General features: G+C 44.6%; 11 protein-coding genes. 5 read left to right on the forward strand and 6 right to left on the reverse strand.

All coding sequences use genetic code 11. The features are described from left to right. Nucleotides 1-24: 24 nt before the first annotated feature. On the reverse strand, nt 25-642 hold the full coding sequence (locus tag CLV93_RS14120) for a phosphatase PAP2 family protein (RefSeq protein WP_211297854.1): 618 nt from the start codon (nt 640-642) through the stop codon (nt 25-27). 304 nt (nt 643-946) lie between these two features. Between CLV93_RS14120 and CLV93_RS14125 the strand changes: the two genes are divergently transcribed. Then, the gene (locus CLV93_RS14125) at nt 947-2,428 is read left to right on the forward strand and encodes a Gfo/Idh/MocA family protein (RefSeq protein ID WP_106542852.1); all 1,482 of its coding nucleotides are present in this window, start codon (nt 947-949) and stop codon (nt 2,426-2,428) included. A 219-nt stretch (nt 2,429-2,647) separates the two neighbouring features. Here CLV93_RS14125 and CLV93_RS14130 read toward each other — a convergent pair whose 3' ends face one another. The 3 genes from CLV93_RS14130 to CLV93_RS14140 form a co-directional block, all read right to left on the reverse strand. Continuing rightward, on the reverse strand, nt 2,648-3,580 hold the full coding sequence (locus CLV93_RS14130) for a sugar phosphate isomerase/epimerase family protein (RefSeq protein ID WP_106542853.1): 933 nt from the start codon (nt 3,578-3,580) through the stop codon (nt 2,648-2,650). Between the two features lie 46 nt (nt 3,581-3,626). Next, complete coding sequence (locus CLV93_RS14135; protein ID WP_106542854.1) at nt 3,627-5,441, reverse strand: right-handed parallel beta-helix repeat-containing protein; 1,815 nt, start codon at nt 5,439-5,441, stop codon at nt 3,627-3,629. Between the two features lie 127 nt (nt 5,442-5,568). Then, nucleotides 5,569-6,672 carry a sensor histidine kinase gene (locus tag CLV93_RS14140; RefSeq protein ID WP_106542855.1) on the reverse strand — a complete coding sequence of 368 codons (1,104 nt, stop codon included), beginning with the start codon at nt 6,670-6,672 and terminating at the stop codon, nt 5,569-5,571. A 348-nt stretch (nt 6,673-7,020) separates the two neighbouring features. Here CLV93_RS14140 and CLV93_RS14145 point away from each other — a divergent pair, with 348 nt between their 5' ends. The 4 genes from CLV93_RS14145 to CLV93_RS14160 all read left to right on the forward strand — a co-directional run bounded on the left by CLV93_RS14145 (nt 7,021) and on the right by CLV93_RS14160 (nt 10,979). Then, complete coding sequence (locus CLV93_RS14145) at nt 7,021-9,141, forward strand: M3 family metallopeptidase (RefSeq protein ID WP_246187248.1); 2,121 nt, start codon at nt 7,021-7,023, stop codon at nt 9,139-9,141. 212 nt (nt 9,142-9,353) lie between these two features. Further along, a complete protein-coding gene (locus CLV93_RS14150) occupies nt 9,354-9,743 on the forward strand; it encodes a cupin domain-containing protein (RefSeq protein WP_211297855.1) in 390 nt (129 codons plus the stop codon). Between the two features lie 57 nt (nt 9,744-9,800). After that, nucleotides 9,801-10,220 (forward strand): VOC family protein, encoded by a 420-nt coding sequence (locus tag CLV93_RS14155; protein WP_106542856.1) that lies wholly within the window; start codon nt 9,801-9,803, stop codon nt 10,218-10,220. Nucleotides 10,221-10,382: 162 nt separating this feature from the next. Further along, nucleotides 10,383-10,979: a class I SAM-dependent methyltransferase gene (locus tag CLV93_RS14160; RefSeq protein WP_106542857.1), complete on the forward strand. Its 597-nt coding sequence runs from the start codon at nt 10,383-10,385 to the stop codon at nt 10,977-10,979. A gap of 121 nt (nt 10,980-11,100) precedes the next feature. Here the strand turns inward: CLV93_RS14160 and CLV93_RS14165 are convergent, their stop codons facing one another. Then, nucleotides 11,101-12,798, reverse strand: a complete 1,698-nt coding sequence (locus CLV93_RS14165; RefSeq protein WP_106542858.1) for a sodium:solute symporter — start codon at nt 12,796-12,798, stop codon at nt 11,101-11,103. A gap of 9 nt (nt 12,799-12,807) precedes the next feature. Further along, entirely contained in the window at nt 12,808-14,271 is a 1,464-nt protein-coding gene (gene gtfA, locus CLV93_RS14170) for a sucrose phosphorylase (RefSeq protein WP_106542859.1), read from the reverse strand. Between the last annotated feature and the right edge of the window lie 13 nt (nt 14,272-14,284).

Here is a 14,284-nt window from a genome sequence, read left to right on the forward strand (position 1 = left end):
TGTCCAGATAGGACAGTCTTTTTTTTATACCCAAACGGGTTGTCCGGCTTTCGTCGATCGTTTTTTGAAAGCCCAGTAAACAACCAGCGAAGAACCTATTCCAACCACAACACCCGCCAATACATCGGAAGGATAATGCACCCCCAGATCCATACGGGAATAACCAACCAGCCCTGCCCATACAAACGAAGGAACAATGACGTACCAACGCGGAAACATCAGGCTGAGAGCCATCGCCATGGCCATAGCGTCAGAAGTATGGCCCGATGGAAACGAAGGACTTCCGCCAGCCGATAATTTTTCAATAAACGGATAACTAATAAAGGGGCGCGGCCGCTGAAATGTATATTTGAGAATATTAACAACAATGGCTGACAGGAGCATGCTTCCTGCCATGTACCAACCTTTCTGCTTTAAAATCCGTTTCTTTACCCGGTAGCCCGCCATCAAAATCATCAACGGAATTCCATAAGAAACCGGGAAAGCTGCTGCAGAAATAATTTTAAATGGCCAATCCAACGCGGTATTTCGGTTAAGATTGACAACCTTCAATATATCGATATCCGGATTTTGTCCGAAAGCAGTGGTATATACGAAAACCAAAGCAACCGTAAACAATATGGTCACTGAGTTTCTACTCATTTTCTAATTCTTTGAATAACGTAGCTGGCATCCTCTTTCATAAGTTCTTACTTCATCTGTCTACGCTACCGGATGATGTTGCTGGTAACGAATCACAATCACATGACAAATTTATGATACTTAAAATTCCTGAATGTTACATCACTCTTAAGCTTTATGCCCCTGTTTAAGTGTAACACTTACGATTACGGGCCGTAATTTTTACTCAAACTCTAAAGCGATACCATCCAGTCTTTAATCTACAACCTATATCATTCAATTTGAAATCTTTATATTTAATGTGCTAAACTAACAACACTAAACAATGAAAAAATCCAACCAGCTTACGCGAAGAAAATTTATTGGAACAGCTGTCGGATCAGCTGCCGCATTTACCATTGTGCCGAGTCACGCAATTTCCGGTCTTGGCCACATCGCACCCAGCGATAAATTGAATATTGCCGGCATAGGTATCGGGGGAAAAGGAAAGGTGAACCTGGGAAACATGGTCGGACAAAACGTTGTAGCCTTGTGCGATGTCGATTGGGATTATGCCGCGCCGGTTTTCGAAAAGTACCCGAAAGCCAAACGTTTCAAGGATTTCCGTAAAATGCTGGAACAGCAGAAGGATATTGATGCTGTCGTTGTAGCCACGCCTGACCATACACACGCAATTGCGGCAATGGCAGCGATGAAAGCAGGGAAACACGTCTATGTGCAAAAACCGTTGACGCATTCCGTGAGCGAGTCTCGCTTGTTAACTGAAACTGCCAGACAAACCGGCGTAGTAACTCAAATGGGAAATGAGGGCCATTCTGATGATACGGTTTATGAAGTAGCGGAAATTATCCAAAGCGGAATCTTGGGAGATATCCGGGAAGCACATGCCTGGACAAACCGCCCTATCTGGCCGCAAGGACTGGAACGACCTAAACAGTCTGAAAAAGTTCCGGAAACGCTCGACTGGGATTTATTCATAGGACCGGCGGCTTTTCGCCCCTATCATTCTGCTTATACGCCATGGAGTTGGCGTGCCTGGTGGGATTTTGGCACCGGCGCCCTGGGAGACATGGGCTGTCATATTCTGGATGTGCCGTTTTATGCCCTCAATCTAAAATATCCTGTTGTGGTTGAAGCCAGTTCAACCATTTGTAACACGGAAAGCGCCCCGGAAGCTTCGCGGGTTGAGTATACTTTCCCCGCAAGGGAAAACCTGCAATACTGCAACTTCCCGGAAGTAAAAGTAACCTGGCACGATGGCGGATTAATGCCTCCCCGACCGAAAGAGCTGCCCGACGGCGAGCCCATGGGCGGCTGGGGCGGTGGCAATTTGTTCATCGGCTCCAAAGGCAAACTGGTGTGCGATTACTACGGCCGCGACTGGAAACTGTTATTACCGGGAAATGAGAAACCGATTACAAAGGTTGACCTTCCGCGATACGCCGACGACCCGCTGGGTGGAGGCAGGCACGAGATGCAATGGGTACGGGCCTGTATGAAAGGAAAAGATGGTGCTGAATTAACATCATCGAATTTTGAATATGCCGGCCCCCTTTCGGAAATGGTTTTGATGGGAAACCTCGCTATTCGGTTACAGGCACTCAACCGCCCGCTTCATTGGGATGGTGAGAAAATGAAGTTTACCAATATTTCGCCTGACGATAAATTTAAAATCATTACCTCCCATCAATACAAAAAGATTGACGGACAACCGCAGTTTCACACCGACTGGACGGACGAATTACCAGCTGCTGAAATGGCAAATGAATGGGTAAAACACACTTATCGTAAGGGATGGAAAATTTGAATGAAAAAAAAATTCCACTCAATTTGACACATTAACAGGCAGTTTGGTTTCGACCCGATGTATTTTGTTAATAAAAAATCATATAAGAAAGCATACTAAGACAATATTGAAGGATAGGTACACGTTTTACCTATGCTTCTACAAATAATTCTACCATTTTTTTGGGGTGCTGCTTCTTCGGGAGTCGCACCCCTTTTTGCTTTTTAATCACCTAAAATGTCAGGAGTGAAAAGCTTCCCGAAGTATATAGATGCTCTTTGAAACCCCTTCGTCTGCAGGCTCTTTACCTTCAAATTCGAGCGAAACATATCCCTGATAACCGACATTTTCCAATATCTCGGCAATCCGTTTGTAGTTTAAATCGAGGGTATACCACTCACCGCCCCCAAAGTATGTTTTTGCCTGAACAAAAACGGTGTAAGGCGCTATCATTTCCAGTTTCTGATAAGGGTCTTCCAAAAAATTACCGGTGTCCATTAACAATCCCAGCCATGTTGAATCAATCGCTTTCTTAATGCGCAACATGCCTTCCGGAGTGCTGGACAAGCCCCAGTGATTTTCCAGCGCCATCACTACGCCCAATTCTTCGGCCCGAGGCAAACACTTTTCAATGCTGTCGATTGCCCAGGCAAATGCATCGTCTTCATCATAGCCCGGAATCGGTTCTTCATGCCCCCGGTGAGCCATCAAATCGTCGAATGACTTACGCGTTCCCCACCTTCCGGAATTCAGCCGGATACTGGGAATTCCCATATCGGCGGCAATTTCAAGGCAGCGAAGTGTATGTTGAATATTCTTTTCCCGCTCTTCTTCGTCGGGTGAAACAAAATCCTGATGGATGGACAAACAAACCAAATCGATTCCGTTGACAAAGGCATGGCGCTTCAGCTTATTGAGATAGGATTTGGATTCACTGTCCATTTGCCGGTGCAGCACGTCGACACCTTCAATTCCTAACCGGGCCGCCTTTTCAATAATCTTATCGACCGACACTTTGGGCTCCTTAAAATGCCAGTACGAATAGGTCGATACCGCCAGTTTAACTCTTGTTTTCTGCGGAATGGAAGGCATTCCCGGTTTCATGGATGGCAATAACAATCCTCCGGATGCCAGGCCCGCGACTGATAGGAAGTTTCGTCGGTTTGTTTTCATGCTTTGGTTGATTAGTTAGTTAAAATAAGGTTACGGAAACATGTGATTATGGAGACTTAATTCCTTCATTATTAAAAAACAACAAATCCTTCACGTCTTCAACTTGCATAAACGCTTCTTGCTTGTTCAGGTACCGGTTCCCAACAACCCCGACCTTCTTGCAATGCAGTAAGCGTATTACTGGATAATTCATCTTCACTGATTTTGGATCGAATACCGTATTTTGACGAATGACCAACCCGGCTGAGGAAGTAGCATCTAAGATACTTTTGCCTTCGTTGTAAAATGTATTTCCCTCCAGGGTGACATCCTGGTGAACAAAGGTGGTGTCAGCCGAAGCATCTGAGAGAACCGGACCAATCAAAATCATGGCCCTATTGCCCTTTGTTGAGTTGCATCGTCTTAACATGTTGTTTTTAATAAACACTTGGTTTAATGCTACCGGCTGGAATGTCGAAGCCAGGTCACCTCCCAGCTCGATGCCATGTCTTCCTGAGCGGATATGATTGCCCTCTACCGTGATTTTTCCTGAAGTTTGCAATCGAACTCCATCTTCCATCATATTATTCAACCGGTTACCCCGCAAAATAACTTCCGGCTGCCGCGAAATATTCGTCAGCAATATACCCGGTTTTACTGTTTCCGGAAGCGCCCTATCGAACCACAATTCCTGGTATTGTTCATTCAGGTCGCGAATCCGTGTGATGACTCGTTCTTCGCGAAGAGTGAGATCGGCAGAATTAATAAACCGGAGCGTGTCTCCAACCTGTGCAAACTGACTGCCCCACTGCTTTTCACTTATCTGTCGAACTCCAAAAACACTGTTACTTATTCGTTTTATAATTTTCAACGTTGGTCCGGATACCGATATGGCGGCTCCCATCATTCCCGAAAAACGGCTGTTGGTTATGGCAATCTCCTTTTGGCACCCAATAAAACGGATACCTCCGGCCAGTGACGACAATCTTTGTCCAGCCAGGCTATCCGGTAACACATTCAGCCGGTCCAGCATGATATTTCCCGACTGCTCAGCAACCATTATTTTGCCCGGCGCGTGAACTACCGAAACATTAGACAAGGTAACACCATTGGAACCGGTCAGATGAAACGCCGGCGAGATTTCACTTTCCAACCGCTCGCTATCCGCTTTCCAAACTACTTTCCATCCTTCTTTGGGCAATTGATTCGGAGAGACTTCTATCCAAAAGTTCCCGTAACGCAACGGTTTTATTGACACATTAGCCGATGTTCCCAAGTTAGATGACAAAAACGAGCAGCGACCGGAAGCATCAGTCCGAAGCCACCCAGCAACTTTAACGGGCAGGTTTTCTCCGTTTCTTGTCATCGAAAGCCTCCCGTTTTCTACTTCCAGACTATCACCTATGCTGGTCTCAATCGTAAAGAAATGCCCTTCCTTATTTACTTCGGTGACTGTTCCTTCGCCCCAAACGGAGGACAAAAAACGAATATTGATATTCCGGATGCTGATATTCTTACATTCCTGAAGCTCGAATGGCAACATCATCCCGTGTATAATAAAAGTGGAACCTGAACCATCAATAATCAGATTTTCGAAGTTGAACAGTGGGAAAGCAATTCGTCTCAGTCCGTTAGAAGAGCCTGTCAGAGCCAGATATTCTTCCAGAGCATAATCTGGGTAAAAATGGTAAGTTCCTTTCGGGATGGTTAATCGAGAAGCCCCCGATTCGTAACAAGCATCCAACGCTTTTAAAATAACCGGTGTAGCATCTTTTTTTCCGGCGATTCCGAACTGAGCCGCATTAATACCATTCCGGACCTGTTGGCCCCACACCGGAGAGGCAGCAATAAGGATGAGGAAAAACAGCGTATTCTTTTTCATAATTTGGTTGATGGTCAATCTAAATTTTTATTCAAGATATAAAATTCGGATGACCCGGAGAAAGTGTTAACAGGCTTATTATGAAAAGTAACAAGTTAATAACGTAAATTTTCGAAAAGGGAGATTCTTACTCCTCGTCGGAGAATTCGGCTTCATCCATATTTTCTGCGGTAGCAATTGGTAGCGAAAAAGAAAAAGAAGTTCCGTGACCGGGACGGCTTGAACCTATTAATTTCCCTCCATTTTTTTCAATAAACTCCGATATCAGACTAATACCCAAACCAGTTCCTGATTCGTTATCGGTGCCTTTTGTTGTGTATGCCATACGCTGTTTAAGCATCAAATCGAGCTTGTCCTGCTCCATCCCCACACCATTGTCGCTGACCGTTATAATATGCTCATCTTTTATTTCGCGACTGGATATAACTACCGTTCCACCACGGTCCGTAAATTTGATGGAATTGCTGACTAAGTTTCGTAAAACGGAGCTAATTTGGTTGTAATCGCAGTGTACCCGGGCATACTTGTCGATGTCTAGCTCAACTTTAATATCCTTTGCATTCGCAACCTGCTGCAGCAAACTGATGGCTTCTTCTCCCATGCTATGCAATGGATAATTCCCCGGAAACGACTCAATGCCATCATGCTGATTCTTTGCCCAGAAGAGTAAATTCTCGGCCAGGAAATACACCGCTCCCATTTGCTGGTAACACTCCTCGATGAACACATCCAACTCCTGCTTATCAAGCTTCATATCACCCGTAGCATAGGCACGAAAGATTTCGTACATGCTGGATAACGGCCCACGTAAATCGTGACCGATGATGGAAAGAATCCGATTCTGCACCTGGTTCAAATGGCTCAATTCACGTTGCTTTTTCTGCTTATCAGCCAGCAACATTTCCTGCTCGGCCCGCTGTTCCGACAGAACAATGTTCATTGCCTTTAGCTTGCGCCGCTGCTTGTGCAACCAGAGTGTAAGGAGAATGAAAAACAGAAGCAGGAAAATCACGACAATCAACGTATCATACAACTGCTGTCTGTCAAGATTCGCAAGACCGAGAAAACTAAAAGGCGACTCACTGACCGATGATCCGGATTGTATAATGTGTCCGGCTGTCGTAGGTAACATGCCATAACTTGCGTTCAAACCAAAGGTGAACACAAATGTCAACATCAGAAAAAGCGATGCGAAAAACCGGTGAATATGAATGCGCCTGAAAATGTTCATTCGGGCAAATATTACTTCAACAAAATTCTGTCGAAAGACAAATTAGCTTCTACCATTAAATTTGGGCTGAAAATAACTGGTTTTACGTTTTCGACCAATTAATCTGACGACTTCCTGCTTAATAAAATGATTTTCCTGTACAAAATGTTTATTAACGACAACTGTTTTTTACCAAAGGAAAGAGATAAGACATTTCGAAGCGTCTGGTTATCTATCAAAAAGGTTGAATGGGAATTCCCGGTGCAGGCAACGCTTTGCTCCATTGCCTCTAAAACACATTGTGCGAATAAGGGTATTTTGCTATTTTTCGGGCAAATTAACAGTATTAACAAATTAACCTTAACTAACGTGAAACGTAAAACGCTAATCCTGCTTGCGTCAGCAGTATTCCTGTTGTCGTGTTCAGCAAACAAACAACCCGTACAGCGAGTGAATCCATTTTTCAAAACATTCGATACTCCTTTCCAGGTTCCTCCTTTCGAGCAGATTACCAATGCCGATTACCTGCCTGCTTTCAAAAAAGGAATGGAAGAGCAAAATGCCGAGATAGATTTGATTGTCAACAATTCTGAAGCACCAACTTTCGCCAACACTATCGAGGCATTTGAATACAGCGGACAGCTATTGAACAAAGTAGCCAATGTATTTTTCAATGTGAAGGGAGCAAATACCAATGACTCGATTCAGGCTATTGCCAAAGAAGTTGCTCCGTTGCTTTCACAACACGGCGATGCAATCAACCTGAATGAAAAGCTTTTTGCCCGCATCAAGAGTGTTTACGACCAGAAAGATGAACTCGACTTGTCGCCGGAACAGAAGAAACTTCTCGAAGAAACATACAAAGGTTTTGTCAGAGGTGGTGCCAACCTGGAACCCGAACAAAAAGAACAGCTGAAGAAAATCAATGAGAAATTGTCACTCCTTTCGCTGCAGTTCGGTGAAAACCTCCTGGCTGAAACAAACAACTTCCAACTCGTCGTCGACAACCAGGACGACCTGGCCGGATTACCGGAATCGGTTATTTCCGCTGCAGCGGAAGAAGCCAATGCAGCCGGCATGGATGGAAAGTGGGTATTCACCTTACAGAAGCCGAGCTGGATACCTTTCCTCACTTATTCTGAGCGTCGTGATTTGCGCGAAAAATTGTACAAAGCCATGTACAACCGCGGAAACAATGACAACGAGCACGACAACAAAGCCATCATCAATAAAATGGTGAATCTGCGCCTGCAGAAAGCGAACCTGATGGGCTACGACAACTGGTCGGCTTTTTTACTCGACGACCGCATGGCTAAGAAACCGGAGAATGTTTATGCTTTGCTCGAAAAAGTATGGACACCGGCATTGAAACGCGCCGAAGAAGAACGTGCCGATATGCAGGCCATGATTAATAAAGAAGGTGGCGATTTCAAGCTGCAGAGCTGGGATTGGTGGTATTACGCCGAAAAAGTGAGAAAAGCCAAATACAATCTGGATGAAGAGCAGTTGCGCCCCTATTTCGAACTGAATAACGTTCGTGAAGGAGCTTTCGCGGTAGCAAACAAACTGTATGGCCTGACATTTACTGAGCTTAACGACATGCCGCTTTATCACCCTGATTGCAAGGTATTCGAAGTTAAAGACAGAGACGGTTCTGAAATTGGCGTTCTCTATATGGATTTCTATCCGCGTGCATCGAAACGCGGTGGTGCCTGGATGACCAGCTACCGGAAACAACACTTTAACGAGGAAGGTAAAGACGTTCGACCGGTTATCTCGATTGTAACGAACTTCTCGAAACCGACGGGCGATAAGCCGGCATTGTTGACTTACGATGAGGTTGAGACACTCTTCCACGAATTTGGTCACGCATTGCACGGACTCTTGTCAAATTCTCATTACAATTCGTTGTCCGGAACAGCCGTTGCACGCGATTTCGTTGAACTTCCATCACAGGTTATGGAGCATTGGGCACCACAACCCGAAGTACTAAAGATGTATGCCCGTCATTACAAAACCGGTGAAGTGATTCCTCAGGAACTGGTTGATAAATTGGTGAAAGCCGGTAAATTCAACCAGGGATTTGCTACGGTTGAGTACCTGGCTGCTTCCTTCCTCGACATGGATTATCATACCATTACGGAACCGCAGGACATTGATGTCAATAGTTTCCAGACGAAATCGATGAATAAAATTGGTTTGATTGGTGAAATCATTCCGCGTTATAAGTCAACTTACTTCGCTCACATTTTCTCAGGCGGATATTCAAGCGGCTATTACAGCTATATCTGGGCCGAAGTGCTCGATGCAGATGCTTTTGAGGCATACAAAGAGGCTGGTAACATTTTTGATCAGACAGTTGCGACTGCCTTCCGCACACAAATTCTCGAACGTGGAGGAACGGACGAAGCGATGAATCTCTATGTCAACTTCCGTGGAAAAGAACCGGGAATTGAACCGCTGCTGAAGAACCGGGGATTACTCGACTAAACTGATTACCATATATGAAGTTAAGACCCGGTTCTTCTGAGCCGGGTTTTTTACTTTTTATCCTGCCAGAATAGCTTCTTTAATAAAACGGTATTTTCATAATATGCGATTTCCGATTTTTAATCTCACCTGTATTTACTATATTAATCGGACAATTTGCATTGAGAATACCCCTCCGATGCAATTATTGGGTGTGTGTTAATTGAGGATAGATGAAAACAAAAAATTCGGTAATGTCTCAAATCGAAAAAATCAACTTAAAAGAAAAATTCTCCAAGTTCAGCGACCATTGGAGCCCAAAGGTAATCGGACAGCTTAATCACCAACAGGTGAAGGTGGTTAAATTCCAGGGTGATTTTGTGTGGCATAGCCATGAAAACGAAGATGAGCTTTTCATGGTCATCGACGGCTCGTTTACCATGGAGCTTCGGGATAAAACAATTGAGGTTCATGAAGGAGAACTGATTATCATCCCGCGTGGAGTTGAACACCGTCCAATAGCAAAAGAAGAAGTCAGCATTCTGCTTTTCGAGCCCGGAACAATTGTCAATACCGGCGAAGTACGCAACCAGCTGACCGTGGAAAAACCAGACCACATATGAGATAAAAACGGAAGATATTTGAAACAACCAATATTACACTAAATCATAACACATATCATGGAACAAAGAATCTCGTATATAACGCTTGGCGTTAGAAATCTGAAAGAATCAGAGAATTTTTACAGCAATCTGCTGGGATGGAAGAAAACAGAAGAAAGTACCGGAAATATTATTTTTTATAAACTGAACGGCCTCATCCTGGCATTGTACCCGGTTGAAGCACTGGCCAGCGATGCTGAGACGGTACCCGGTGCAAAATGTTTCAGTAATTTTACCATATCGTATAATACCCGCACAAAAGCCGAAGTTGACGATGTGATATTCAAACTAGAGAAGCATGGAGTCAAAGTGGTCAGAGAGGCCGAAACCGTTTTTTGGGGCGGCTACCGTGGGTACGTTAGTGATCCGAATGGATTCATGATCGAAATTGTATATAACCCCAAAGCTGAAATGGACGAAGCAGGAAATATTCTGTAATTTCCGGAAATATAATCCCATTGAATTGACTGCGGGCGGGAAAAATTCTTGCCCGCTTTTTTGTGCTCATTCCTTCACCTTTTTTAACGAATTCCGGTCAACCTTTTTGAAAGCTTCAGGTTACTATAATATCACTATCACTCTACGATTAATAACGGAAAGATGAGCAGTACGATGTGGGATCAGCGATATGCAGCTGAAGAATATGTTTATGGAACCAGCCCCAATGAGTTTTTCAGGGCAGCACTGGAAAAGCTAACCCCGGGAAAACTTTTATTGCCGGCTGAAGGTGAAGGAAGGAATTCGGTTTATGCCGCATCGCAGGGATGGAAAGTAACTGCGTTCGACACCAGTACCGAAGGCCGGAAAAAGGCAATGCGGTTAGCCGAACAGCAGGGTGTTCATATTCAATACCAACTTGCCGGATACAACCAGGTTTTGCTGCCCGAAGAGCATTTCGACTGCGTTGCCATGGTGTATGCCCACGCGTCAGCTGCTGACAGAACGCAAAGACACAGACGAATGCTGAGTTTTCTGAAACCTGGTGGCACATTTATTCTGGAAGGTTTCTCGAAAGAACAGATTCATAACCGCACAGGAGGACCGCGAGATGTCGAGATGCTTTTTTCGGAAGAAGAATTGAGAAATGATTTTCAGGAATTAAGCGAATTGAAAATCTGGAAAGAAGAAATCGAACTACAGGAAGGGCCGTTCCACAATGGATGCGCTAATGTGATTCGTTTAATCGGTGTAAAATAAGCTGAAATTCAAGTTTCAGCCATTACGTTGCTACCCCATTATTATATTATTATACCTAAAACCCTCTGTAAGATAACTGGAGACTTACAGAGGGTTTATTTTTATGCAACTCTAAACATCTCTACCGAAACCAGAAGACGATGGCTGCGGTAAGCAACAGTAATATAATCGATAAATAGCGATAATTCTTATACCACGGCAAGCCTTTCAACTCTGCCGTTTCTTCCCGGAAAATCTTCTTCGACCAGGTCATATTCTCCACTTTCTCAGCTGATGGTTTTCCGGTAGCGAGACTCACACCTACGTGAACTCCCATACAGATAAGCAACAACAATGGAGCCTTATTCAGGAAATGAATGTTGTTGATAGTGTCTGACCAGCCATATATTTCGGACAGGAAGACAAATATGGCAATTGCCAAACCGGTTATGAGGCTGACAAATGCGCCGTTGGCATTCCCTCGCTTCCAAAAGAGTCCCAATAGAAAGACAGCAACCACTGGTGGTGCAATCAAGCCGAGCACCATCTGGAGATATTGGAAGAGCGAACCGAAACGATCGATTTGCGGAGCCCACAGTGCAGCAATCACCACTAAAATAACGGTTGCAATCTGTCCAACGCGAACCAATTGCTTACTGGTTAGCCCCGGCTTAATTTTATGCACAAAGTCCATCGTAATCAGCGTCGATGCTGAGTTCAGCGTGGCACTCACACTCGATGACATTGCAGCCAGTAGACCAGCGATGACCAGTCCCAAAACTCCCTTTGGCAACAAACTGTAAATCAACACGGGGTACGTCAAATTGGGACACTGAGACAGATGGGTACAAAGCATTCTCGCTCCGGTAGCGTCATTAACGGTGTAATAGTGCAGACTGCTAATATCCATATTCGAATAAAGTACAATGGCGATCACACCCGGAAGTACCATGATGAAGATGACCGGAAGTTTCAGTAAACCAGCAAACAAAGCCCCCCAACGACCGTGATTCAGGTCTTTCGCACTCAGCACCCGCTGAACCATGAACTGGTTGTTGGCCCAGAAGTAAAATCCCAATAACGGAACGCCAAACACCAAACCTGTCCACGGCATCAGTGGATCTTTGCTCGATTTCACCAGGCTGAAAATTTCTTTGGTGGACGTATGCAGTTTTCCGGCATCAATCTGCGCATGCAAGCCATGAATCAAACCGGACCAACCGCCCACTGCCGAGAAGGCATAGTAGGTTAGAATAGTCGAACCAATTACCAGTATCATAGCCTGAATCACCTCGGTGTGCACTACTGATGACAATCCGCCCGGAATGGTGTACGCAGCCGCGGCCAAAGCCAACAAAATGATGATGACTGTGGAATTAACTTCCGGAAAAATCAGTTTCAAAATCAGGTTACCGGCATATAATCCGGCTGCCGTATCAATTACTACATTTCCCAATACGGTAATAAACGAAAAATAATACCTGGATCGACTGTCGTACCGGCGCTCGAGAAACTCCGGCATGGTGTAAACTTTCGACTTCAGGTAAAATGGTAAAAAGAAAACGGCAAAGAAAACCAAAACAACGGCAGCCATCCACTCATAGTTGTAAACGGCTACATTGGTTTTATATGCATCCGATGCCAGGCCGATTAACGTACTACTTCCTATGTTCGCGGCAAACAACGAAATACCGACAATCGGCCAGGTCATATTTCTTCCCGCCAGGAAATATTCTTCCGAGTCCTTTCTCTTGGCTTTTTTGAGACCATAGATGATGATACCAACGATATATACGATGATGATACCAATATCAAGCGGGCTCAGACTTAAGTCTTTCATTACTTAGTTTTATATAAGGTCCAGATTTTGTTCTCCTTTGGGAGAAGAGTGGTTGATTGTAAATTGCAGATTATTCAAATCGACAGACAATTGCGCAAATTCATTGCCTTTATTCCACCGCAATTTTAGTTCATGCTGTTCACTTTCCTGAATTTCAAATTCTCCATTGAAAGCAGGATGTGTGTTGCGGAATTCAATCAGTTTTCTCAGTTTTTTAACCACAGGCTTTTGTAACGACTCTTCCACCTCTTCTTTAGTGTAATAGTGTCGATTGATATCCCTACCAACATTTGTCTTTTCCAGAAGTTTCATGTCGTTAGTCCCTGCGAATAATCCCATATAGTAAATCTGAGGAATACCGGGAGAAAAGAATTGAATGGCCCGGGCAATGATGTAACTGTTCTCATCGCGTCCCAATGCGTCGAAATACGTACAGTTTACCTGATACAGATCGAGATTGGAAGCAGCGGCACCTGTCGCTTTTTTGCTCTGCCCGCCCGAATTTTCATGTATTTTCCGGACGATATGGTCAATGTCCTTGTCGTCAATTAACCCAGGCTCTCCCTGTTCCGAAGCAACGTCGACAATACCGATTCCGTCGTGAGTATCCAGTACCGTAAAAGCATTCCTCGGACTCATGCGCAACCAATTTTTCAGGTTGGTTGCACTTTTGTGAAACAACGTATCGAGCACGAGCACCGGAAGGGCAAAGTCATAAATATAGTCGACCTTTTCGGCAATGCTGATTTGTGTTTTGTAATGAGAGTGAATTTCCACCAGCACGTTCATCCCGCGTTTGCGTGCCTTCTGCGTCAGCGATTCGATAAACTCAAAGGTTTTGTCGATCATAAAGCAGGATGTTCCCGGTAGCTTAATGGCATAACCAGCTGCATCCAGACGAATCATCCGAATTCCGGCTTGCTGAAATGTATCCAGAATACTTTCCAGGTATGCTTTTCCCGGCTCGCTGTTCACATCGATGTCAATCTGGTTGCTGGTAAAGGTTGTCCATACAAACCGTTCGGTGCCATCTTTAAACTGAAAACGGGAGAATGGAAATCCCGGACGTGGCCGGTAGATCTTGAGTAAATCCTGGTCGGTTGCTCCCTGAGGGAAAATCTTCCGGTAGGTAAGAAACATATCGGCAAACGGCGAACTCTCGCCTTTTTCCAGATAATCGAGAAATTGCTGCGACTCCGCAGAAACATGATTCACAATTAAGTCAGCCATTACATCAACATCCCGGCTCAACGCTTTGATGTCGTCCCAGGTTCCCAAACGGGGATCCACCTTTCGGTGATCGATGGGATCAAATCCCGCATCCGCCCGGTCGATGGGATAAAAAAACGGCAACAAATGAACGCCACCAAATAAAGGCTTTAGCTCGTCCCGATGTAATTGTTGATGTAATTCATTTATATGCCGGCTACTGAACCGGTCGATATACGTAATCAGCTGTACTTTATTCTCCATACGTGTTCAATCT

Source organism: Prolixibacter denitrificans (genome assembly GCF_003014495.1).
In the GTDB taxonomy this organism is placed as follows: Bacteria; Bacteroidota; Bacteroidia; order Bacteroidales; family Prolixibacteraceae; genus Prolixibacter; species Prolixibacter denitrificans.